Genomic DNA, 22,194 nt, shown 5'->3' on the forward strand with positions numbered 1-22,194 from the left:
GGGACATATCCGCTCTATCCTATGCTTTGCGCAGCTGGGCATGCAGCCCCTACAAGGAAACCTTCATGGAACAGAACCCCTCCGAACCACCCAAGGTCTGGACCCCGCCACCCGCACTGGGCGGCCGCTTCGGCAGCATCAACCGGCCCACGGCCGGTGCCCAGTTCACGCAGGAGCTGGCGCGCGGCGACAAGCCCTTGCAGCTGTACTCGATGGAGACGCCCAATGGCGTCAAGGTCGCCATCCTGTTGGAGGAACTGGCGGCCTTGGGGCTCGCTGGCGCGGCCTACGATGCGCACCGCATCGACATCATGCAAGGCGAACAGTTCGGCAGCGGCTTTGTAGCCATCAACCCCAACTCGAAGATTCCCGCGCTGGTGGACCAGAGCGAAACGCCGGCGCTGCCGATCTTCGAGTCCGGCGCCATCCTGCTGTATCTGGCCGAGAAGTTCGGCCATTTCCTGCCCGCCGGGCCGCAGCGCGTGCAGTGCCTGTCGTGGCTGTTCTGGCAGATGGGCAGCGCGCCATATCTCGGCGGCGGTTTCGGGCATTTCTATGTCTATGCGCCCGAGAAGATCCAGTACGCCATCGATCGCTTTACCATGGAAACCAAGCGCCAGCTGAGCGTGCTCGACAACCAGCTGCAGGGCAACGAGTACCTCTGCGGCAGCGAGTACACGATTGCCGACATGGCGATCTGGCCCTGGTATGCAGGTGTCGCGCTGGGCCGCGTGTACAACGCCGCGGAGTTTCTCGATGCCCAGGCCTATCCCAATCTGCTGCGCTGGGCGCATCAGATCGATGCGCGGCCGGCGGTGCAGGCGGGGCGCGCGCTGTTCAAATAGTGCGCGGCGCTGGCGCAGTGCTACGGCGCGGCGGGCTGTCCGCGCGCCGCCGCCAGGCAGCCCTCTAGCGCCGCGATCAGCCGCTCGGATACCAGTTTCACGATGGGGCCTATCGGTTTGGTCGCATCCACGGCCACGGCGATCTCCTGGGGTTCGGAGCCGCGGTCGCGCACCGGGATGAAGACCAGCTGGCCCGCAGCCCACGTCCAGTTCGGAAGTGAACACCACATGCTGGCCGCCCAGCGCCAACTGCTTGACCAGCTGCAGCGAGTTGGACTTGGTGAAGCGGCGCGGCTCCTTGAACAACGCCAGCCCGCAGCACCTTGCAGCGCTGATGTTCGAGACGCGCTCCCAGGTGCGCATGACCCATGTGCCGTACAAAGGCGGTGCGCTGGCCATCAACGATCTGATGGGCGGCAATGTCGACCCGCTGTTCGCGCCCTTGCCCGAGGCGCTGCCCTACTTCAAGTCAGGCAAGCTGAGCGCGCTGGCGCTGATGAGCGACAAGCGCTCGGCGCTCGTCGCCGACATGCCCACGATGCGTGAAGCAGGCGTGCCGAACATGGTCATGCCGACCTGGATAGGTCTGCTCGCGCCCGCTGCCACGCCGCGCGCCTTGGTTGATCAGCTCAATCGGCAGGTGCACGCCATCGCTGCAAAGCGAGGACGTGAAGAAGCAGCTGCACGACATAGGCATGGACATGGCGCCCACTACGCCCGAGCAGTTCCAGCAGACCATCCGCCCAGGAGATCGCGCTGCATGCGGAACTGGTGAAGGCTGCGGGGCTGGTGCCGCAATAGGGCTTTCACGGTGCGATGGCCGCCATCGGTCGCCGCCGCGCTGCCAATTTGGACCTCAAGGGTTAACGCTTCTTTCCTCCTGCCGCTTGAACGGCAAAAATAGAACGAAGATTCGTTCTATTTTTTCCCATGCATAAAGAAGCCTGGACTTTTTTCCCCCATGCGGGATCGCGCCATGTTCAGACCTTGCGCGTGGCGCTCAAGCTGTTCGTGAAGAACGGCTTCTTCAACACCTCCATCCAGGAACTGTGCTCGGAGGCCGAAGTGTCCATCGGCTTCTTTTACAACCACTTCAGCGACAAGGAAGGCATTGCGCGCGAGCTGTATCGGCATCTGCTGGCCCGCATGAATGTGCTGCTGGACGATATCGAGGAGCGGCACATGGGCAACCGCGACCGATGTGAAGCGGTGCTGCGCATGCTGTTCGGGCTGGCCGAGGCCGAGCCCGAGGCCATGGGCTTTGTCGTCAATGCGCGCCACCGGGAGTTTCTGCCCGAAGAGCAAGCCATCTGCTCTGCCTCGGCCTTCGTGCGCATGCGCGGCTTTGTGTTCGCGGGCATCACCGAGGGCGAGATCCGCGAAATGGAGCCCATGGTCGCCGCCAGCCTGATGTACGGCAGCGCAATCCGAATGATCTGCCTGCGCCTCGATGGCCTGGTGGACACGCCGATCGAGCCGTTTTTTGATTCCCTGTGGGAGGGCGTCTGGCGCTCGCTCAAGCCAGTTTGAGACCCAAGAAAATCCGTACTGGCAGCCTCGGCCTGCCGGCCTTTGTCAACTGGAAGTTCAAGGAGTAGCAGGGATGGCACATCACATTCTGATCATAGGCGGTGGTATTGGCGGGACCATGACCGCCAACCATCTGGTCACCAAACTGTATCCGGAAGTGCTGGCTGGCAAGGTCCGCATCACCATGCTCTCCAACTCGCCCTGGCATTACTACAAGCCGGCCTTCATGTATGTGGCCTTCAATGCGTTCTTTCGCGATGAGCTGCGGCGCAAGCAGCGTGACCTGCTGCGGCCGGAGATCGATTTCCAGGTGGAGGAAGTGGAGGGGTTCGACTTTGCGCTGGACGCCGTCCATTGCAAAAGCGGCAAGCGCTTCAACTACGATCATCTGATCATTTCCACCGGCTGCGTTCCCTCACCCGAGCGCATCGAAGGCCTGGCCGAAGGCGGCGACCATTTCTATCAGCATGCGCCGGCGCGCCAATTGGCCGACAAGCTCGCTCGCATCGAGAAGGGCCGGATTTTCATCACCGTCACTTTCCCCAAGACGCCCAACGTTCCTCACCAGTGCGGCATCGCACCGGTAGAAACGACCTTGATGCTTGACGACCTGCTGCGCCGCCGCGGCGTGCGGGACAAGGTGGAAATCGTCTACACCTATCCCACGGTATCGCAGCTGTTGCGCAACTGCCTGTTTCTGCAGAGGGATACCTGCGAAATCCTGCCCACGGTGTTCGAGCAGCGCGGCATACGCTCCCAGCGCGGCTTCACGCTTTCGCATGTGGACCCCGATACCAAGGTGGCGTACTCGGAGGAAGGGCCGTCGGAAAACTTCGACATTCTCATGGCCACCCCGCCGATACGCGCGGTGCAGGCGGTGCGCGACTGTGGCGTTTCCAGAGCGCAGGATGGCGAGGGCTGGTTGCCCACCGACCACGAGACCATGCAGGTACTGGGCATGAAAAATGTCTATGTGCTTGGAGATACCGTGGACCTGCCTGTCAGCAAGGCCGGAGGTTCATGCCATAGCCAGTCACCGGTGGTCGTCAACAACATCGCCTCCCAGATCCGCTTCGGCCGCACCTGCGATGCCTACGACGGTCGCGTGGTCGCCATCGCCCAGATGGGCCTCGATGACGGCATGCCTCTGTGGTATGACTACCAGCAGGACGTCAAGCCCACGCCGCCCAACAGGATCGCAGGAATGATGCGCAAGGGCTTCAATCGCGGCATGTACTGGGCTGTCGCCCGGGCGCTGATCTGACACGACCTTGCCTATCAATTTCCAGGAGACTAGATATGAATAGCGCTACCGACATTTCCATGTCCCAGGATCCGCCCCTCGCAGGCGTGACCGCCGGGCTGCTGCAAAACGAGGCCGCCGTGCAGGGCCTGGCGGAGTTGATGTCCAAGCTGGAGCCCTTGCTCGCGGGCCGTCGTCTGAACAAGGTGGTCGACATGCTGTCGGCTGCGGCAGACGTGGTCGATATGAGCGATGCCTACATGGTTGAAAAGCTGTCCAGGGCCTTTGAGGAGGGTGTAGGTGCGGCTTGGTCGGCCGGCAATGCGGCCCGTATGGCCACTGCCAGGCTGGAAAAAATGCAAGACACACCCTCGTTGATCGGTCTGGTGCGCATGGCTGGCGAACCCGAGGTCAGGCGCGGTCTGGCCTTTCTTCTGGCCATGGCCGGCGCCCTGGGACGGCAACATGCCTACGATCCCATCGATTACTCCGCCGACTAGGCGCAGTGGATAGCTCCCGGCCACTCGCGTGGCAATGCAGGCATGGCCCAAGGCCTGTGTTTGCCGCGCTGGTGCCTGCCGGCAGGCTATAGTGAACTGCCCCGCAATTCCTGCGGGGTTCATTTCATTGGCCCACAAGAAAAGTCATGCGGTTTGAAGGCACCATCAAATCCTGGAACGACGATAGAGGATTTGGCTTCATCGAATCCGTGCAAGGCGGGCAGGAGATTTTTGTCCATATCAAGGCGTTCGGCGGTTCGCATGGCCGCCCGCAACCAGCCCAGCGCGTCAGCTTCCAGGTGGAGGTCGGTCCTCAGGGCAAGAAACGCGCGGTCCATGTTGAATTGCTTCGAGCCAGACCTCAGCCCGCGGTCAGGGCCCAGCGCGAAGGCCCTGCGCCATGGGGCGCGGCAAGCCTGTGGGCCTTCCCGTGCTGCTGGCCGTGCTTTCTGCGGGCCTCCTGTTCGGTCAGCCGCCACTGTGGGCCTTGTGGATCTACCTCCCATTGAGCGCCTTGACTTTCTTTGTCTACGCTTTCGACAAGTCGGCCGCCCAGCAGGGCGCATGGCGAACATCCGAGAACACGCTGCACCTGCTGGCATTGATCGGCGGCTGGCCGGGCGCGCTGCTGGCGCAGCAAGTGCTGCGGCACAAATCATCGAAGGCCGCGTTTCGCGCGGTGTTCTGGTGCACCGTCATGCTCAACCTGCTGGCGTTCATCTTCCTTGCGAGCCCTCATGGCCAGGCGCTGGCTGGCATCCCATGGCTCAAATCCTAGTTTCGAAAGCACAGCACATCCGCATCGCGCCGCTTGGCGCGCAGCATGCACCGCTTTACCGGGCGCTGATGCTGCACGCCTACCAGGTGGCCGCCGATGCGTTCACATCGACGCCGCAGGAGCGCGCGGCCGAGCCGCTGTCGTGGTGGGTCGCGCGCATCGCCGATCCCCAGGGGCTGAGCCATGTGTTCGGCGCGTTTCTTGACGACGAGTTGCTGGGCACGGTGACGCTGGAGTTCTCCGCCAAGCCCAAGACCCGGCACAAGGCCCATCTGATAGGCATGTTCGTGGCGCAAGCGGCACGCGGCAGCGGCGCGGGCCGGGCGCTGATGCAGGCCGCGATGCGCCTGGCCGGCGATCGTCCCGGTGTGCGGGTGGTGACGCTCACGGTCACCGACGGGAATACGCCCGCCATCGCCTTGTACGAATCGTTCGGCTTCCAGCGCTTCGGGCTCGAGCCCATGGCCATTGCGACGCCGCAAGGCTTCAAGGCCAAGGTTCATATGTGGTGTGAAATGCCGCTGGCCAGGGCTATCGGCGGCGCGGCCTAATCCACGGTCTGCAGCGCTTGCTCGAAGGACGCAGCCACAGACTGGGCGGACGCAAGGCCGGCGACCTGGGCGGATTCGATGCGATTGCGTCCGCCTGCTTTGCCGCGGTAAAGGGCTGCATCGGCTTGCTGCATTGCGTCCTCGGTTTGATCCACCGCAAGGGTTTTGTCCGCCCGCAAGCACTCCGGGAAAACCCGTGGCAAAATACTTTGCATGCAAACTAATTCCCCGGTCAGCGCCTGCGATGCGCCTGAGCTTTCTCAGGCGCGTTCGCGATTCGGGCTGTTGATCGGAAGCGTCTACCGGCAGTGGCGCCGCCAGGTGGATTTGAGCTTCAAGGACCTCGGGCTGTCGGATGCGACGCGCATCCCTTTGCTGGTGCTGTACGAGCAGGGCGGGCCGCTGCGGCAAAAGGATCTTGCCGATGCGCTGTACCTAGACAGCTCCTCGCTGGTGCGCGTGCTGGCCCAGCTGCGCGAAGCGCGGCTTGTCGACTGGGACTGCGACCCCGCGGACCGGCGCACGAAGTGCATTGCGCTCACGCAAGCAGGGCGCGAGACCGCGGCCCTGATTCTTGCCAAGAGCCTGGAGATCGAGCGCACGCTGCTCGCCGACCTGTCGGAGCAGGAGCAGCAGGTCACGCGCGAAGTGCTGGTCAAGATTTCGCAACGCTTCGCGTCGTTCTGACGCCCGCAGCCTGCAAAGAACAAGGCCTGGGTTCTTATCCTCAACCAGGCCCCGCAGAAGAAAAACGGTAGAAAAATGAAATTGAAAGCATCGCCCTTTGCCTGGGTGAGTTTTGCGATGATCGTCGGCGTGATGGGCACGGCGCTGATCAGCCCGCTGTACGCGCTCTATAAAGAGGCCTGGGGCCTGCAGGCCAGCGACATCTCGCGCATCTATGTGATCTACATGGGCGGCGCGCTGTGCACGCTGCTGTTCCTCGGGCGCCTGCCGGACCGCGTCGGCTTTCGGCCGGTGATGATGTTCGGGCTGGCGATGGCGATCATCGGTACGTTCATCAGCCTGATCGCCTGGGACGTGACCAGCTTGAGCGTCGGGCGCCTGCTGGTCGGCGTGGCGTCGAGCATGGTGACCACGAGCGCGACGCTGGGCCTGGCCAAGCTGTCGCCGCCCGGCAACGTGCAGCGCGTGGCGATGATGAGCGGTTTCCTGATCGCCCTGGGCTTTGGCGTGGGCCCGCTGGTCGGCGGCGTGATCGGCCAATGGGCGCCGTATCCGCTGGTGACCACCTATGTGCCCACGCTGGTGCTGGCCGCGCTGGGCATGGTCGCGCTGGCCAAGCTCGACTTGCCCGACAACGCGAGTCCCAAGGACCAGCAGCCGCTGCAGTGGAGCGATGTGCTGCCCAAGCTGACCTGGCCCGCGGGTGACGCGTCCAAGGCGTTTGCCTTGACCAGCAGCCTGCCGTTCCTGGCGTTTGGCGTCTTTGGCCTGTACGCCGCGATGTCGCCGCTGTTCCTCGACAAGCTCGTGCCCTGGCATGGCCCGGCCGTGAGCGGCACGGCGATTGCATTGATCCTGCTGATGTCGGCCTGCACCCAGATCCTCGCGGGCCGCATGCCCACGCATTGGTGCGGGGCGCTGGGCCTGGGGGGCCTGGCCGTGAGCAATGCCTTGCTGATGATCAACCTCTGGGCCGGTTCGGCCACGCTGTTCGCGCTGGGCGTGCTGTTCACGGCCGCGGGCCACGGCATGAGCATGCTCGCGGGCATGAGCATGGTCAACCGCATCGCGACACCGGCCAACCGCTCGGGCCTGCTGTCGACCTATCTGGTGATCGGCTATATCGGCAGCATGGTGCCCATGCTGGGCATTGGCTGGATTGCCGACAACTGGGGCATGGATGTGGCCGTGCGCACGTTCTGCGCCATCGTCATCGTGCTGGGCACGACGGCCGCCGTGTTCTTCCAGCGCCACCCGCGCATGCAACCCGCGCTGCTGCCTGCATGACCCAGCAGACCCGGGTTCCGCTGTGGCTGCTGGTGCTGGTCACGCTCAGCGGCACCATGGCGATGCACATTTTCGTGCCGGCCCTGCCCGTGGCGGGCCAGGCGCTGGGCGCGTCGCCCGCGAGCATGCAGCAGACGATCACGCTCTATGTGATCGGCCTGGCGCTGGGCCAGCTGATCTATGGCCCGGTGTCCGACGCGCTGGGCCGGCGCCCGGCGCTGCTGCTGGGGCTGTCGATTTATTTTGGCGCGGGCGTGATGGCCTTGTTCGCGCCCACGCTCGAGTGGCTGGTGACGGCGCGGCTGCTGCAGGCGCTGGGCGGCGCCGCGGGCATTGCGCTGGGGCGCGCCATCGTGCGCGACACGGCCCATCCCATGCGCGTGACCAAGGACCTGGCGCTGCTCAACCTGCTGACGCTGGTCGGCCCGGGCCTGTCGCCGATTGTCGGCGCCTATCTTGCCGACCATTTCGGCTGGCGCGCGATCTATGTCTTTCTGGTGCTGATAGGCAGCGCGATGCTCATCTTCACTTACCGCCTGCTGCCCGAAACCAATACGCAGCTGCGGCCGCTCAAAGTGGGCTTCATTGCCCACGACTACCGCCAGCTGCTCACCCACCCCGGCTTTGCGGGCTATATGCTCGGCGGCGCCTGCATCACTTCGGCGCTCTATCCCTATCTTGCTTCGGTGCCCTATATCGTGCACGGGCAGATGGGGCTGCCGATCAGCTCCATTGGCTGGTTCGCGGCCAGCACGATTGTGGGCGCCAGCCTGGGTACGTTTCTCACGCGCCGGCTGTCGGGGCGCTGGCCGGCCGATCGTTTTTTGCTGATCGGCGCCGGGCTGGGGCTGGTGATGGCGGCCGCGCTGCTGCTGTTTCATCTGCTGGGCTGGCTCACGCCCGGCTGGTTGCTCGCGATCACCGTGACGATGACCTTCGGCGCGGGTTTCGCGAGCCCGGCGGCGCTGGGCTGCGCGCTGTCGGTGATGCCCGCGTTGGCCGGCTCGGCCGCCGGCTTTTACGGCTTTGGCCAGATGGCGATGGGCGCCGTGGGAACGCTGCTCGTCGGCTATGGCGATGATCCTGTGGTCTCCTGCGCGGTGACACAGATCTGCATCACGGCGCTGGCTCTGGCGAGCTTTCGCTTTGCCCATGCGCATGGGGTGTACTCGAAGCCGTAAGCGGCATGTGTCGGGGCGGCGGCGCCGCGCTGCAGTTCAATTCCTACGCAATCAATAGAATTTGGCTATTGATATTCTGGTTTGTTTGGTTAAAGTTGCACCAGGTTCAGCGCCGCGGCACAGGTGCCAATGGCAGCCCGACAGGGCCGTCGTCAGCACCCGTGCAGCGGCACGGATCCCTCGCGCCTTGCGTTCGTGGTAGCAAGGTGTGATTCCAAAGGCCGGTCCATTCCTGGGCCGGCCTTGCTTTTTGTTTTCAGCGCACAGCGCCTGCGCGCAGGAGGGCAAATGGACGGACTTACTTTCACCGCCGAGATGGTCAAGGCCGGGGCCTGGCCTTCGGCCGTCGTGGCGATGGCGCTGATTTTCCGCGAGCAACTGCGCGCGCTGCTTGCACGTCTGAGCAAAGGCCGGCTCGGGCCCGCAGAGTTTGAATTCGAGCAGGAGCTTCAGGTGCTGGCCGCACAGTCGGCAGGGTCAGGGTCCGCATTCCTGGCGCGGGCAAATGCCGGCACCCTTCCCCCGGAAGGCTCTGCGCGCAATGCAATTTTGGTGGCGTGGCGCGACCTGGAACAGGCTGTCCATGGCCTGGCCGAGCAGCCTCCCGCGCAGGACCTTGTGCTGTACCGGCAACTGGGCGCATTGCGCGATCAGGTAAGCCATGGCCTGGATTTCAGCCCGTCGCCTGAATCCGCCAGCGCCTATGTGCAGCTGGCCCGGGGCCTGCAGGCGCGGATCGCCCATGCGCAGGCCGGCCGGGGCAAGGGCGGGTAAAGAGGGCCCTTCGACCCTTCTACAGGCCCAGGGCGGCAACAGGACGCGGTGAACAAACCGTTCCCCGCGAACCGACCCAAGAGGAAGGGGTTCCCATGCCATCTGTCGACAACCCACCTCTTGCGGTGTGCCGGGTGATCGAGCGCTCGCGCTCGTGGTCCATGCGCTGGCAGCAGAAAAAAGGGCTACAGTCACGGGCCTGGCAGGATCTCGACCCTGCGCACGGGCCGCGAGAAAAGCCAGGCTGCGGCCATCGTGCGCAATCTACCGACAAAATGTCTTTCAGGAAGCTGTGTGATGAAGATTGCCTTCGTTGGTGCGGGCCGTCTTGGCCAGACTCTGGCCGCGGCCTTCTTTGAAGCGGGGTGGGCCGTCACGGGCGTTGCGAGCCGCTCCGCCGGTTCATCGGACCTGCTCGCCAAGGCCGCGGGAGCCGGCTGCACGGTCTACCGCCATCCCCAGGAGGCGGTGGACGCCGCGGATCTGGTCTTCCTGACGGTGCCGGATGATGCCATCCAGTCCCTTGCTTCGGGTCTGCGCTGGCGACAGGGCCAGAGCGTCGTCCATTGCAGCGGCGCGACGGAAGTGTCCGTCCTGGCGCAGGCGCAAGAGCAGGGCGCGCAGATTGGCGGCTTCCATCCGCTGCAGCTGTTCGCCGATCCCGTTTTGGCCCTTCCTCGCGTCGCCGGAAGCAGCGTGGCCATTGAAGCTTGCGAAGCGCTTTTGCCCACCTTGACGCAACTCGCAGAGTCAGTGGGCTACCGTCCCATCACCTTGCCGCCCGGAGTGCGCGGTCGCTATCACGCCGCAACCAACTATTCGGCCAGCTTCTTGCTGTCTTTGCTGCGCGAAGCCTGCGATCTCTGGAATGCATTCGGCGTCGACGACAAGACTGCATTGGCGGCGCTTCTTCCCTTGGCCCACGGCACATTGGATGCGGCCGAGGCAAGGGGATTGGCCGGTGCGCTGTCAGGGCCCATTTCACGCGGTGACGCCGGCGTTGTGCGGAGGCACGTCACCGATCTCGCCGCCACCAGCGCCGATGCCGTGGAGTTCTATCGCACCATGGCGCGTCGGCAGATCTTGCTGGCGAAGGAGAACGGCAGGCTCAGCCCCGATGACATCGCGCGCGTGGAGGCGTCACTGGGCTGATTCTTGTCCATCCGAGCGAGGAAATCCGGAAGCGGAGTGCCGTCGTCAAGGATGCGGGCATCAAGGTGGAGTGAACGCCGCGCCCCTCAGCGCCTGACGGTACGGCCGGCCACAGGCGCGCGCAGGCACAGCTCGACCTGCCGGGCCGCGGCGCGCACCCGCTCGGAGATGCTGCGCACCCGGCCGGGCGTCATGCGCTGGGTCAGCGCGGCGACGCTGATCGCGCCAATCGGCTGGCCCATGGAATCGCAGAAATGCGCGCCCACGGCCGTGACGCCCAGGCTCACGCGGTTCTGTATCACGGCCACGCCGGTCGCCGCGGTCTGCTCGCAGGCTTCGAGCAGCGCGCTTTCGGTGAGCTTGCCAAACATGGGCAATACCGGCGCGACGCGCTCGATGATTTCCTGGCGCTCGTCGGGCGCGATCGCCGCCAGGATGGCCAGGCCGCCCGCGCCCACGCCCAGGGGCCGGCGGCTGCCCACTTCCAGCACCAGCGTACGGATAGGAAACGAGCCTTCGCAGCGGTGCATGCATACCGCCTCGAAACCACTGCGCAGCACCAGGTAGACGGTGTCTTCGGTCGCGCGCTCTAACTCGGCCATCGCCGGCTCGCACAGGTCGCGCACGTCGTACATGGTGGAGCCCGCAATGCCCAGCTCGAACGCCAGCGGCCCGAGCTTGTAGCGGTGCGTCTCGCGGTTGTGCGCGACCAGCCGTTCGGCCATCAGCTGCTTGAGGATGCGGTGCGCCGACGGGTGCGGCATCCCGGACTTTTCAGACAGTTCGCTTAACGGACAGCCGCGCGCGCCTGCGGTCGCCAGCAGCTTGAGCAAGACCACCCCGCGTTTGAGGGAGCCGGCTTCGGAGGTGTTTTTCGTGTTCATTTAACGGACAAGGATGAGACTGTTTGCTGCTGATTAGAAAACAATCAACCCAATTCAACAACCTGACATCCAACTATTGGACATGCCCATGCCGCAACACACTCAGCATTCCCCATTGCGCGGCAAGATCGCGCTCGTCACGGGCGGCAGCAATGGCATAGGCGCGGCCACGGTGCGCGCGCTGGCCGGCGAAGGCGCCACGGTCGTGATCGGCTACCACCAGAGCCTGGAGCGCGCTGAAGTCTTGCGCGCGCAATTGCCCGGCACGCACCACACGCTGCGCATCGCGCTCGAAGAACAGGCGAGCCACGCTGCGGCCGCCGAATGGCTTGCGCAGACTTTCGGCCAGGTGGATGTGCTGGTGAACTCCGCAGGCTTCACGCAGCGCATTGCGCATGCGGACACCGACACGCTCGACCCCGACCTGTTCAACCGCATTCTCTGCGCCAATGTCGGCGGCACCTATGCGGTCACGCGCGCGCTGCTGCCCTTGCTGCGCAAATCCTCCAGCGCCGTGGTGGTCAACGTCTCGTCGGTCTCGGCCTTCACTGGCCTGGGCAGCAATATGGCCTACTGCGCGGCCAAGGCCGGACTGGACACGCTCACGGTGTCGATGGCGCGCGCGTTCGGCCCGGTGCGCTTTCTGTGCGTATCGCCGGCATCGGTCGACACCGATTTCGTCGGCGGGCGCAGCCGCGCCGAACTCGAGAGCAAAGCCGCCCAGACGCCGCTGGGCCGCGTGGTCGTGCCCGGCGATGTGGCCCAGGCGGTGATTGCCTGCGCCACGCACCTGCGCACCGCGACGGGTGCGCGCATCGTGATCGATGGAGGGCACTCGCTGTGAACGCCTCCCTGCTCAATGCCACCCACGACCCCGCGCTGCGCAGCTGGGTCGAGAGCGCCAACCAGCCCGGGGCCGATTTCCCCCTGCAGAACCTGCCGTTCGCGGTGTTCAGCGTGCGCGCTGCGGCCGGGGCCCCGCGCTGCGGCGTGGGCATTGGCGACCAGATCCTCGACGTCGCGGCCTGTGCGCCGCTGCTGCCGGGCCTGGCCGCCGACGCCGCGCGGGCCTGCGCCGCGCCCACGCTCAATCCGCTGATGGCGCTGGGCAATGCCAGCGCGTCGGCGTTGCGCGCCGAACTCTCGCGCCTGCTGAGCGCCGGCCAGACCGCGCAGCGCGAGAAGCTCGCACAGGCGCTGCACCCGCTGGCCGACGTGGAACTGCACCTGCCCGTGAAAGTCGGCGGCTATACCGACTTCTTTGCGTCGGTGCACCATGCGACCAATGCGGGGCGGCTGTTTCGTCCCGATGCGCCGCTGCTGCCCAACTACAAATACGTTCCCGTGGCCTACAGCGGCCGGGCCAACAGCGTGCGCGTGGGCGGCGCGCCGGTGCAGCGCCCCTGGGGCCAGCTGAAAGCTGCGGACCAGAGCGCGCCGGTGTTCGCAGCGGCCCGGCGCCTGGACTATGAAGTCGAGCTGGGCATCTATATCGGCGCGCCTTCACAGACCGGCCGCCCACTGGCCGTGGGCAAGGCCTGGGACCATGTGTTTGGCTTCTCGCTGCTCAACGACTGGTCGGCGCGCGATATCCAGGCCTGGGAATACCAGCCGCTGGGCCCGTTTCTCGCCAAGAGCTTCGCGACCAGCGTCGCGCCCTGGGTGGTGACGGCCGAAGCGCTGGCGCCGTTTCGCCAGGCCATGGCCGCACGCGAGTCCGGGGACCCCGCGCCCTTGCCCCATCTGTTCGATGCGGCCGACCAGGCGCTGGGCAGCGTGAGCGTCAACATCGAGGCCTTGCTGCGCAGCGCGCGCATGCGTGATGAGGGCCTGCCCGCGCAGCGGCTGTCGCGCTCGAACGCCGCCACGCTCTACTGGAGCTTCGCGCAGATGCTGGCCCACCACACCAGCAACGGCAGCGCGCTCGATACCGGCGATCTGCTGGGCTCGGGCACGATCTCGGGCAGCAGCGCCGATGCCCTGGGCAGTCTGCTGGAGCTCACGCGCGGCGGCGCCGAGCCGCTGACGCTGGCCGCAACGCAGGAGCAGCGCACCTTCCTGCAGGACGGCGACGAAGTCAGCCTGCGCGGGCGCAGCGAGCGCCAAGGCTTTGTCGGCATAGGCTGGGGCCATTGCACGGCCACGCTGCGCGCGGCCACGGCCACGCCGCTGGGCTGAAGGAAGCAATATGCTCGTCGAACAACGCACCTACACGACCCACCCCGGCAAGTGGCGCGACTATCTTGCGCTCTATGAAGCCGAAGGCCTGGAAGTGCAGCAGCGCATCCTGGGCCGCATGGTCGGCTACTACACGACCGAGTCGGGGCCGCTCAACCAGATCGTGCATCTGTGGGCCTATGCCGACTTCAACGAACGCGCCGCGCTGCGCGCGCGCCTGATGGCCGAGCCGAAGTGGCTGGCCTATGTGGCGCGCATGCTGCCGCTGCTGCAGAGCCAGGAATCGAAGTTCCTCACGCCCGCGCCGTTCTTCACGCCGCAGTGGCAAACCATGCCAACCCCCGCCATCCAACAGGAGACCTCCCATGCTGTGTAAAAAGCTCCACCATGCGGCCTTTCGCTGCAAGGACGCCGCCGAGACCGTACAGTTCTATACCGACGTGCTGGGCCTGAAGTTCGCCCACGCGATGGGCGAGGACCATGTGCCGTCCACGGGCAAGTACAGCCCGCACATCCATATCTTTTTCGAAATGGAAGACGGCAGCAACATCGCCTTCTTCGAATGCCCCGAAGACGCGGGCGAAGCCTCGGGGCGCGACGCGCAGACGCCGGGCTGGATACAGCACTTCGCGTTCGAGGTCGACAGCCTGGCGACGCTGGAGCAGGCCCGGCGCGACCTGCTGGCCAAGGGCCTCAAGGTCGTGGGCCCGACCAACCACGACGACTTCATCACCTCGATCTATTTCTTCGACCCTTCGGGCCACCGGCTCGAGCTGACGGTGCGCACCTGCGAGCCGCAGCGCTATGCGCAGTTCGAGGCCGAGGCGCCCGAAGTGCTGGCGCTGTGGAACCAGACCCATGACTGGTCGCAGCGCGAGAAGGTGTTCGGCGCCAAGACCGGCTACGTGCGCGCGCCGGCCTGAGCCACGGCTGCCCCTTTCCCCAAAATCAATAAGTTCAGGAGACAAACATGGCCCCCATTTCCCGTCGTTGCGCGCTGCTCGCTGGCGCCGTATCCCTGGCGCCGTTCGCCACCTGGGCCCAGGGCGCGTATCCCAGCCGGCCCATCCAGCTGATCCATGGCTTTGGCGCGGGCGGCAATGCCGACGTCGTCGCCCGGCTCGTGGGCCAGAAGCTGCAGGACAGCCTCGGGCAGCCGGTCGTTATCGAAATCAAGAGCGGCGCGGGCGGCGCCATCGCGAGCAATGCCGTGGCCAAGGCCGCGCCCGATGGCTACAGCCTGGTGATGCTCACGGGCGCCCACACCGTCTCGGCGGCGCTGCGCAAGTCCATGCCCTATGACGCGGTCAAGGATTTCGCCTTCCTGTCCACCGTGTCGTCGTTCCCGTTCGTCGTCGCCGTGCGCGCCGAGCATCCGGCCAAGAGCCTGGCCGAACTGCTGGCCATGGCGCGCAAGGACACGGACAAGGTCAGTTTCACGTCGGTGGGCGTGGGCTCGACGCAGCACATGGTCGGCGAACTGCTGGGCGCGACGGCCCGGGTCAAGCTGCTGCACATTCCCTACCGCGGCGGCGGCGCGCCCGTGCAGGCGGTAATTGCCGGTGACGTGGATGTGCTCACGGACACGCTCACGGTGGCCGCGCCGCACATCAAGTCGGGGCGCCTGCGCGCGCTGGCGATCACCAGCGCCGAGCCCTGGCCGTCGCTGCCCGGCGTGGCGCCGGTCGCCACGGTGCTGCCGGGCTTCGAAGTGCGCTCCTGGCTGGGCCTGGCCGCACCCGCGGGCACGCCTGCCGACGTAGTGCAAAAGCTCGCCGCCGAGATCCACAAGGCGCTCAATGCGCCCGATCTGCAGCAGGCGCTGGCCAATGCGGGCAGCGCCGCGACGCCGAGTTCGCCCGAGCAGATGCGCGCCATGGTCGGCAGCGAGATCGCGCGCTGGCGGGGCGTCATCCAGCAGGTCGGTATCCCGCTGCAGGGCTGATTTCACGCGACAATCGCCAGGCCGCGCCGGCATGCGTGCGGCAGCGGCCTTTTTGTTGTGACCTTCAAGGAAATTTTCATGGACATCGTCGGAATCTGCGGCAGCCTGCGCGGCCAATCCATCAACCGCATGCTGCTGAACCTCGCGGGCGACTGCCTGCCCGCCGGCGCCACGCTGCACGTCTGTGACTGGCACGAAGTGCCGCCCTTCAACGCCGACGTGATGGCGCAGGGGCTGCCGGCGTCGGTGTCGGCGCTGCGCGAGCGCATCCGCCAGGCGGATGCGGTCATCATCGCCACGCCCGAGTACAACTTCTCGATTCCGGGCATGCTCAAGAACGCGATCGACTGGGTGTCGCGCGGCGACGACCAGCCGCTGCTCAACAAGCCCGTGGCCATCCTGTCGGCCACGCCGGGCCCGCTGGGCGGCGCGCGCGTGCAGTATGACCTGCGCAAGGTGCTGCTGTTCATGAACGCCGCGGTGCTGGTCAAGCCCGAGATCTTCGTCGGCTTTGCCAACCAGAAGTTCGACGCCGGCGGCCAATGCACCGACGCCACGACGCGCGGTTTCGTGCAGGCACAGATGGATGCGCTGGCCGTGCATGTGCGCCGCCAGCAGCAGTTGCTCAAGCTGGCCTGAAGCGGGCGCTGCGCGCGCGCGGCGTAGGTCCCACTGCGGCGCTCACCGGGGTTCGGGACCCTTGCAGACAAGATAGTCCAGCTGCCTGATTTCGGACTCGCCCTGGGCGTTGATGGCGATATCAATCCTTATTTCCAGCGATTGATAAAAATGGGGCATGTCCTGGATGGCCTGTTTCTTGTCATCGCGCAACTCCTCGCTTTTCTCCGCGGCGATATCCTGCGCGCACAGCGCCCTGAGGCGGATGACGCCGTCTTCGCGCGTGATGCGGTACTCGGTGCTCTGCTCTTCGGAGCAGGGGCATAAGGGCGGCACCCAGCCGCCTTGCTCCGCGGGATGCGTTGCTACCGTGCTTTGCATGATGAGGGCGAAAGTCGCCTGATTGGCGAGTGCGAGGATGGACTTTTTTTCTTCGGGAGTGCACTCGAGTGCATCCAGTTCCTTATCGAGTACGTGCAGCCGGACTTCCGTTCTCAGTTCCGTGAGATCGCTGCCGTCGGCCAGGGGCCGGTGGTCGATGTGGTAATCCCCGCGCGTCACATCCTTTTTCATTTGCACTTCAAGATTTTCTGTTTCGCGGCCCCCGTTGATGATTTCCGTGATGCGCTGCCGGTCGCAGGCAATTATTTTGCGCGACAGCAGCACGCCTTCACCTTTTTCATCGCCATCGAGCAGCAGTGCATAGGTTTCCATGCCGTTTTCGACGGTATGCTGGAACCGGTCCTTGTAGCCATCGCCCGCCAGGCTTTGCAACGTAAGAAAGCTCTTGATTTTCTGGGCGTCCGATGTGTTGGGCAAGTACAGGTCGAACAGGCACTTCTTGGCCTGCGCGCGATCGGTGCCCAGGAACATGTCCGATATCTTGTCCCAGACCCGGCTCAAGGTACCGCCGATCTTCTCGCGGTCGCTGGCGTTCTTGACGGCAGCGATATCGCTGGCGCTGATCGACGATAGATTCAGCGGGCGTGCCGCCATTGGGCTGACTGCGCTCATTGGAGTTCCTTGCGTTGGGTTGTCCGGCATTGACTTGGTAACCGGTGGCGCAGAAAGTTCCACTGCCCGGCGGCGGTGGGCTGGCCGTACGGGTGCGACTTTAGCCGCTAAAAATTGTGGCGCAGGCCCGCGCGTGGCAAGGCCGGCGCCCGCCAGTTTCAGCTGCTAAAGAATTCAGCGTGCCGCCCTGGGCCCTAGCGTCACCGGCAGCGCCGCGCCCGTGACGGCCGCGGAGTCCGGGCCCAGAAAGAACAGCACGACGCGCGCCAAATCTTGCGCGCGCACCCAGTTGCGCGTGTCGGCGTCGGGCATGTCGCGGCGGTTTTGCGGCGTGTCGATGATGCTGGGCAGGACGGCGTTGACGTTGATGCCTTCGTCGGCAAGTTCGGCCGCAAGCGCCTCGGTGAGCTTGATGACGCCGGCCTTGGACGCGGCATATGCGCCCATGCCGGCCGTGGCCGACAGCGCGGCCATCGCGCCCACATTGACGATGCGCGCGGCGGGGCGCTGGCGCAGCCAGGGCAGGGCGGCGCGGCTTGCGACCACGGCCGTCTTGAGGTTCATGGAATACATGCGGTCCCAGGCGTCGAAAGCATCGCCGCTGGTGGTCTGCCACTGGAAGCCGCCGGCGACATTGACCAGCGCGTCGACACCGCCGAAGGCTTGGGCGGCCTGTTGCAGCGCGGCGTTTGCAGCCTGGGTGTCGGTCAGGTCGACACCGCCTATGCACAGCACGTTCGCTGGCAGCGTGGCAGCGGCGGGCGCCGCGCCGTGGCCGATCAGGCATACGCGTGCGCCGGCCTGGGCGGCGGCAATGCCGATGGCGCTGCCCAGCGCGCCGAAGCCGCCGGTGATGACGATGGAGGAAGAGAAAGCCATAGGTCGTGAAAGTTTGTTGCGAAAGACAGGCCTCAATGTGGATGGCCTGGCGGCCGGCGTCAAGCCCGGCGCGCGCCACGCCCATGGGACAATGCGCGCTTGTTCCAGGAGCGCCCACTTTGCTGACCCGCCGCGTCGATCCCTACAGCCTGCGCCTTTTTGTGGCCGCCGCCCAGGCCGGCTCCATCGTGCGCGCGGCGGCGCAGGAGCATATCGCGGCTTCGGCGCTGAGCCGGCGGCTGGCCGATTTGGAGCATGCGTTCGGCCGGCCGCTGCTGGTGCGCTCGCCGCGCGGCGTGTCGCTGACCGACGCCGGGCGCGTGGTGCTGGCGCGCGGCCTGCAGATCGATGAAGACCTGCAGGCGCTGGTGCGCGAAGTGCAGTCGGAAGGCGACGCCGTGCGCGGCACGGTGCGGTTGTACGCCAACATGTCGTCGGTCATCGGCTTTCTGCCCGAGCGCCTCAAGCGCTTCATGGCCGCCTATCCGCAGGTGCGCGTGGCCCTGCATGAAATGGACACCGGCGATGTGCTGCGCGCCTGTCTCGACGACCGCGCCGACGTCGGCGTGGGCGTGCAGATGGACGCGCCCGCGGGCATCGACGCCTGGCATTTCGCCCAGGACCCGCTGTATGTGGTGGTGCCCGCGGCGCATCCGCTTGCGGCCCAGGCCACGGTCGATTTCGGCCAGGCGCTGGACCATGCGCTGATAGGCATACACCAGGGCGGGGCGCTGGACCGCGTGCTGCACGCGCGCGCGCTGGAGCTGGGCCGGAAGTTCGCGCCCACGGTGTCGGTCAGCAGTTTCGATGCGGTATGTCGCATGGTCGAGGCGGGCATGGGCGTGGCCGTGGTGCCGCAGAGTGCGGCCGCGGCCTATGCGGGGGCCGCGCATTTCGCGCGCCGCCCGCTGGCCGCGAGCTGGGCCGCGCGTAGCCTGCATCTCTACGCCTTGCACCGTTCGCCGCAGCCGCGCGCCACCCAGGCCTTGATCGACAGCCTGAAAGGGTAAGTCCCGATCGCGCATTTCGCGCGACCCCCTGTGCCGTGTTGGCGCTTGGCCTGTGCGCGCCGGCAAGCCAGCATGGCGCATGGCTGACGATAAAAATTCCCCACGAACCTCTGACGACGCCGCATTGCACTTCAATGCGCGCATTCTTTTTCTGAGCCAGTCGCCCGCGCCGGTCGAAGCCGTGCTGCGCGGCGAGGCCGTGGCGCTGGCCCAGGCCCTGCCGCTGCGCGACGATGTCTCTACCGACGAAATCACGCCGCTGCCGATTCTCACGCACTACGACGAGAAGCTGGGCCGCTACCCCTATACCGGCTTCAAGGCGGGCGAGCGCCTGCCGATCGCCGCGGGCGCGGTCAGCGCGGCGGGCATTGAAGTCGTGGTCGCGGGCAAGCGCTACGGCAAGGGCTCGTCGCGCGAACACAGCCCCACGGCCGAGAAGCTCGCGGGCGTGCGGCTGGTGATCGCCGAGAGCTTTGAACGCATCTACCGGCAGAACGCCGACAACATCGGGCTGTTCACTTCTACCGATCTGGGCCTGGTCGAGCGCATCGCCGCGGGTGAAGCCATTCCTTTGGAGGAACTGCTCGCCGGGCGCGACACGCTCGCCGCGGCCATCGTGCGCAGCGGCGGGCTGCTGCGCTTTGGCCAGGCGCATATGCGCGCCATCCAGGCGGGGGCGAACGACGAAGTGCAGCGGCCACGGACGCTGTTCGAGAAGATCGTTGCCCGCCACGCGCTGGCCACGGCGCTCACGCCGGCTTCGCCGCGCGCGGGCGATGGCATCTTCGTGCGTGCCGACTGGCGCTTCATCCACGAGTACTACACCGGCATGGCCGCGCACATGCTGCACGCCAGCCTGGGCCGGCCGTTGGCGCTGCAGGCGCCCGCGTCGGTGATCGTGTTCGAGGACCATACCTCGTATGTAGAAGAAAGTCCGGCCCATGTGCGCGCCGGGCTGGTGCCCAATGTGCGGCGCATGGTGCAAGCCCAGCGGCAGTTCGTCAGCGACTACGGGCTGCGCTCGCACCGCACGCTGACCGAGGCCGAGGCCTTGCAGGGCACAGGCCGTGATGCGGCCGGCATCTCGCACGCCATGGTCGCCGAGCACTATGCGCTGCCGGGCCAGCTGGTCGTGGGCACCGATTCGCATACGCCGCACAGCGGCGCGCTGGGCTGCGTGGCGTTCGGCGTAGGCACGACCGACATGGCGAATGCGCTGGTCACGGGCGCGGTGCGCCTTACCGTGCCGGCGTCGCTGCTGGTGCGCTGCGGCGGGCGCCTGGCTGCAGGCGTCACGGCCAAGGACCTGGTGCTGCATCTGCTCGCCCAGGCGTTCATCCGCGCGGGCGGCGGCGTCGGCAAGGTGTTCGAGTTTGTCGGCGAGGGCGTGCAGGCGCTGTCCATCGACGAGCGCGCGACGCTGACCAATATGACGGCCGAACTCGGCGGCCTGACGGGCATCGTCGCGCCCGACGCCGAGACGCTGCGCTTTCTGCGCGAGCGCCGCGGCGTCGATTTCACGCTCGAACCCTGGATGCACAGCGACGAAGGCGCGCAGTACGCCCAGGTGCTGGAGATCGATTGCGCCGCCGTGGCGCCCATGGTCGCGGCGCCCGGCGACCCGGGCAACGGCCGGCCGCTGGCCGAGGTACCCGCAGGGGTGCGCATTGACATCGCCTACGGGGGCTCGTGCACCGCGAGCAAGCGCGAGGACTTCGCGCATTACCACGCCGTGCTGCGCTGGGCCGCCGACCGCGGACTGCGCGTCGCGCCGGGCGTGTCGCTGTACCTGCAGTTCGGCACCACGGCGGTGCGCGATCACTGCATTGCCGCAGGCTACATGGACGCATTCGAGCGCGTCGGCGCACGCATGCTGCAGCCCTCGTGCGGCGCCTGCGGCAATTGCGGGCCGGGGGGCTCGGAGCGCGCCGAGCAGGTCACCGTGAGCGCCATCAATCGCAACTTCCCCGGCCGCGGCGGGCCGGGCAGCGTCTGGCTCGCGAGCCCGCCCACGGTGGCGGCCAGCGCGATTGCGGGCGAGTTGCTGTCATTCGCGGAACTGCAGGCGCGCCATCGCTGAGCGGTTCGTGGTCGGGGGCTGGGGACAACCAGCCCGGGTGGAAAGAAAAAACAAAGGAGACAAGGCGATGAAAGACAAGTCATTTCTGACGCGGCGGGCGCTGGCCTGCGCTGCGGTGCTCGCATGCTGTGCGGCGCCGCTCGGGGCCCTGGCGCAGGCGGTGAATGCGGCCAAGCCGATACGGCTGATCGTGCCACTGGCCGCGGGCTCGACCGTCGACGCGATCGCGCGCGCGGTGGCGCCGGGCTTCGGGCGCGCGACCGGGCATGCCGTGGTCGTCGAGAACCTGGCCGGCGCGGGCGGCATCACGGGCACGGCCCAGGTGGTGAAGGCGCCCAAGGACGGGCTGGTGCTGGGCATGATTTCGTCCAACCACGTGATCAATCCCGGCATCTACAAATCCATTCCTTTCGACAGCCTCAAGGACATCACGCCGATCGCGGTGCTGGCCACGGTACCGCTGGTGCTCGCGGTGAATGCCGCCTTGCCGGTGCAGTCCGTGGCCGAACTGCTGGCCTATGCGAAAGCCCACCCGGGCGACCTGAACTTCGGCTCGGCCGGCAATGGCAGCACCTTGCACCTCGCGGGCGAACTGCTGGTCAGCGAAACCGGCATAGCCATCAAGCATGTGCCCTACCGCGGCACCGGGCCGCTGATCACCGATCTGATCGGCGGCCAGGTACAGCTCGGGTTCGTGTCGATCTCGCAGGTCGCGGCCCAGGTCAAGGCCGGCACGCTGCGCGCGCTGGCCGTGAGCACCAGCCAGCGCTCGGCGGCGCTGCCCGAGGTGCCGACGCTGGCCGAAGCCGGCGTGCCCCGGTATGCCTTCGACGCCTGGGTGGCCTTGATCGCCCCGGCGGGCCTGCCCCAGCCCCTGGTCGACGATTACGCGGCGGCGATCGCCAAGGCGATTGCCTCGCCCGAAGCGCATGCGGCCGTGGTCGGCCAGGGCCTGTCGCTGCTGTCCATCGGCCCCGACGCCGCGCCTGCATTCTTCCAGTCCGAACTGCTCAAGCACCAGAAGCTGGTCAAGCAGTCGGGAGCCACGCTTGACTGAA

At 66.3% G+C, this 22,194-nt stretch carries 27 protein-coding genes; 22 read left to right on the forward strand and 5 right to left on the reverse strand.

All coding sequences use genetic code 11. From position 1 onward, the window contains the following. The first annotated feature begins 65 nt into the window (after positions 1–65). Complete coding sequence (gene yghU, locus GVL12_RS21740; RefSeq protein ID WP_159917655.1) at positions 66–845, forward strand: glutathione-dependent disulfide-bond oxidoreductase; 780 nt, start codon at positions 66–68, stop codon at positions 843–845. Positions 846–865: 20 nt separating this feature from the next. On the opposite strand, the gene GVL12_RS21745 is transcribed toward yghU, so the two are convergent. Beyond that, positions 866–1,075 (reverse strand): hypothetical protein, encoded by a 210-nt coding sequence (locus GVL12_RS21745; protein ID WP_159917656.1) that lies wholly within the window; start codon positions 1,073–1,075, stop codon positions 866–868. Positions 1,076–1,143: 68 nt separating this feature from the next. Between GVL12_RS21745 and GVL12_RS21750 the strand changes: the two genes are divergently transcribed. From GVL12_RS21750 to GVL12_RS21775, 7 genes are all read left to right on the forward strand, one after another. Continuing rightward, the gene (locus tag GVL12_RS21750) at positions 1,144–1,620 is read left to right on the forward strand and encodes a tripartite tricarboxylate transporter substrate-binding protein (protein ID WP_159917657.1); all 477 of its coding nucleotides are present in this window, start codon (positions 1,144–1,146) and stop codon (positions 1,618–1,620) included. 155 nt (positions 1,621–1,775) lie between these two features. Next, the gene (locus tag GVL12_RS21755; RefSeq protein ID WP_159917658.1) at positions 1,776–2,375 is read left to right on the forward strand and encodes a TetR/AcrR family transcriptional regulator; all 600 of its coding nucleotides are present in this window, start codon (positions 1,776–1,778) and stop codon (positions 2,373–2,375) included. 73 nt (positions 2,376–2,448) lie between these two features. Continuing rightward, a complete protein-coding gene (locus tag GVL12_RS21760) occupies positions 2,449–3,639 on the forward strand; it encodes an NAD(P)/FAD-dependent oxidoreductase (protein ID WP_159917659.1) in 1,191 nt (396 codons plus the stop codon). Positions 3,640–3,674: 35 nt separating this feature from the next. Further along, complete coding sequence (locus GVL12_RS21765; protein ID WP_159917660.1) at positions 3,675–4,118, forward strand: DUF1641 domain-containing protein; 444 nt, start codon at positions 3,675–3,677, stop codon at positions 4,116–4,118. Positions 4,119–4,264: 146 nt separating this feature from the next. After that, positions 4,265–4,627, forward strand: coding sequence for a cold shock domain-containing protein (locus GVL12_RS27085; RefSeq protein ID WP_200843987.1), 363 nt, complete (start codon positions 4,265–4,267; stop codon positions 4,625–4,627). Then, positions 4,519–4,896, forward strand: coding sequence for a DUF1294 domain-containing protein (locus tag GVL12_RS26400; RefSeq protein WP_235033946.1), 378 nt, complete (start codon positions 4,519–4,521; stop codon positions 4,894–4,896). The genes GVL12_RS27085 and GVL12_RS26400 overlap by 109 nt, the downstream gene beginning before the upstream one ends. Beyond that, positions 4,881–5,447 (forward strand): GNAT family N-acetyltransferase, encoded by a 567-nt coding sequence (locus GVL12_RS21775; protein WP_200843989.1) that lies wholly within the window; start codon positions 4,881–4,883, stop codon positions 5,445–5,447. Before GVL12_RS26400 ends, GVL12_RS21775 begins: the two co-directional genes overlap by 16 nt. Here GVL12_RS21775 and GVL12_RS21780 read toward each other — a convergent pair. Beyond that, positions 5,444–5,662: a hypothetical protein gene (locus GVL12_RS21780; RefSeq protein ID WP_159917661.1), complete on the reverse strand. Its 219-nt coding sequence runs from the start codon at positions 5,660–5,662 to the stop codon at positions 5,444–5,446. The two genes, GVL12_RS21775 and GVL12_RS21780, sit on opposite strands and share 4 nt — an antisense overlap. Between GVL12_RS21780 and GVL12_RS21785 the strand changes: the two genes are divergently transcribed. The 5 genes from GVL12_RS21785 to GVL12_RS21805 all read left to right on the forward strand — a co-directional run bounded on the left by GVL12_RS21785 (position 5,661) and on the right by GVL12_RS21805 (position 10,528). After that, positions 5,661–6,134, forward strand: a complete 474-nt coding sequence (locus GVL12_RS21785; RefSeq protein WP_200843990.1) for a MarR family winged helix-turn-helix transcriptional regulator — start codon at positions 5,661–5,663, stop codon at positions 6,132–6,134. The genes GVL12_RS21780 and GVL12_RS21785 overlap by 2 nt on opposite strands. A 75-nt stretch (positions 6,135–6,209) precedes the next feature. Beyond that, a complete protein-coding gene (locus GVL12_RS21790) occupies positions 6,210–7,421 on the forward strand; it encodes an MFS transporter (protein ID WP_159917662.1) in 1,212 nt (403 codons plus the stop codon). Continuing rightward, entirely contained in the window at positions 7,418–8,602 is a 1,185-nt protein-coding gene (locus tag GVL12_RS21795; protein ID WP_200843991.1) for a multidrug effflux MFS transporter, read from the forward strand. Before GVL12_RS21790 ends, GVL12_RS21795 begins: the two co-directional genes overlap by 4 nt. Before the next feature lie 288 nt (positions 8,603–8,890). Next, complete coding sequence (locus GVL12_RS21800; RefSeq protein ID WP_159917663.1) at positions 8,891–9,376, forward strand: hypothetical protein; 486 nt, start codon at positions 8,891–8,893, stop codon at positions 9,374–9,376. Between the two features lie 297 nt (positions 9,377–9,673). Next, positions 9,674–10,528, forward strand: a complete 855-nt coding sequence (locus GVL12_RS21805) for a Rossmann-like and DUF2520 domain-containing protein (protein ID WP_159917664.1) — start codon at positions 9,674–9,676, stop codon at positions 10,526–10,528. 86 nt (positions 10,529–10,614) lie between these two features. Here the strand turns inward: GVL12_RS21805 and GVL12_RS21810 are convergent, their stop codons facing one another. Then, entirely contained in the window at positions 10,615–11,412 is a 798-nt protein-coding gene (locus tag GVL12_RS21810; RefSeq protein WP_159917665.1) for an IclR family transcriptional regulator, read from the reverse strand. 88 nt (positions 11,413–11,500) lie between these two features. Here GVL12_RS21810 and GVL12_RS21815 point away from each other — a divergent pair, with 88 nt between their 5' ends. The 6 genes from GVL12_RS21815 (at position 11,501) to GVL12_RS21840 (ending at position 16,174) form a co-directional block, all read left to right on the forward strand. Next, positions 11,501–12,256 (forward strand): SDR family NAD(P)-dependent oxidoreductase, encoded by a 756-nt coding sequence (locus GVL12_RS21815; protein WP_159917666.1) that lies wholly within the window; start codon positions 11,501–11,503, stop codon positions 12,254–12,256. Beyond that, complete coding sequence (gene fahA / locus GVL12_RS21820) at positions 12,253–13,590, forward strand: fumarylacetoacetase (RefSeq protein WP_200843992.1); 1,338 nt, start codon at positions 12,253–12,255, stop codon at positions 13,588–13,590. The genes GVL12_RS21815 and fahA overlap by 4 nt, the downstream gene beginning before the upstream one ends. 10 nt (positions 13,591–13,600) lie before the next feature. Continuing rightward, a complete protein-coding gene (locus GVL12_RS21825) occupies positions 13,601–13,966 on the forward strand; it encodes an NIPSNAP family protein (RefSeq protein WP_159917667.1) in 366 nt (121 codons plus the stop codon). Further along, positions 13,956–14,513 (forward strand): VOC family protein, encoded by a 558-nt coding sequence (locus tag GVL12_RS21830; RefSeq protein WP_159917668.1) that lies wholly within the window; start codon positions 13,956–13,958, stop codon positions 14,511–14,513. Before GVL12_RS21825 ends, GVL12_RS21830 begins: the two co-directional genes overlap by 11 nt. A 47-nt stretch (positions 14,514–14,560) precedes the next feature. Continuing rightward, positions 14,561–15,535, forward strand: a complete 975-nt coding sequence (locus tag GVL12_RS21835) for a tripartite tricarboxylate transporter substrate binding protein (RefSeq protein WP_159917669.1) — start codon at positions 14,561–14,563, stop codon at positions 15,533–15,535. 78 nt (positions 15,536–15,613) lie between these two features. Further along, a complete protein-coding gene (locus GVL12_RS21840; RefSeq protein ID WP_159917670.1) occupies positions 15,614–16,174 on the forward strand; it encodes an NADPH-dependent FMN reductase in 561 nt (186 codons plus the stop codon). A gap of 42 nt (positions 16,175–16,216) precedes the next feature. On the opposite strand, the gene GVL12_RS21845 is transcribed toward GVL12_RS21840, so the two are convergent. After that, complete coding sequence (locus GVL12_RS21845) at positions 16,217–17,167, reverse strand: hypothetical protein (RefSeq protein WP_159917671.1); 951 nt, start codon at positions 17,165–17,167, stop codon at positions 16,217–16,219. A 174-nt stretch (positions 17,168–17,341) separates the two neighbouring features. Continuing rightward, complete coding sequence (locus GVL12_RS21850; RefSeq protein ID WP_159917672.1) at positions 17,342–18,046, reverse strand: SDR family NAD(P)-dependent oxidoreductase; 705 nt, start codon at positions 18,044–18,046, stop codon at positions 17,342–17,344. Positions 18,047–18,165: 119 nt separating this feature from the next. Between GVL12_RS21850 and GVL12_RS21855 the strand changes: the two genes are divergently transcribed. The 3 genes from GVL12_RS21855 to GVL12_RS21865 all read left to right on the forward strand — a co-directional run bounded on the left by GVL12_RS21855 (position 18,166) and on the right by GVL12_RS21865 (position 22,193). Further along, positions 18,166–19,056 carry a LysR substrate-binding domain-containing protein gene (locus tag GVL12_RS21855; RefSeq protein ID WP_200843993.1) on the forward strand — a complete coding sequence of 297 codons (891 nt, stop codon included), beginning with the start codon at positions 18,166–18,168 and terminating at the stop codon, positions 19,054–19,056. A gap of 79 nt (positions 19,057–19,135) precedes the next feature. Next, the gene (locus GVL12_RS21860; protein WP_159917673.1) at positions 19,136–21,136 is read left to right on the forward strand and encodes an aconitase family protein; all 2,001 of its coding nucleotides are present in this window, start codon (positions 19,136–19,138) and stop codon (positions 21,134–21,136) included. 67 nt (positions 21,137–21,203) lie between these two features. Beyond that, a complete protein-coding gene (locus GVL12_RS21865; protein WP_159917674.1) occupies positions 21,204–22,193 on the forward strand; it encodes a tripartite tricarboxylate transporter substrate-binding protein in 990 nt (329 codons plus the stop codon). The last annotated feature ends 1 nt before the right edge of the window (position 22,194 follow it).

The organism is Pantoea sp. 18069 (assembly GCF_902706035.1).
GTDB lineage: Bacteria > Pseudomonadota > Gammaproteobacteria > Burkholderiales > Burkholderiaceae_C > Comamonas.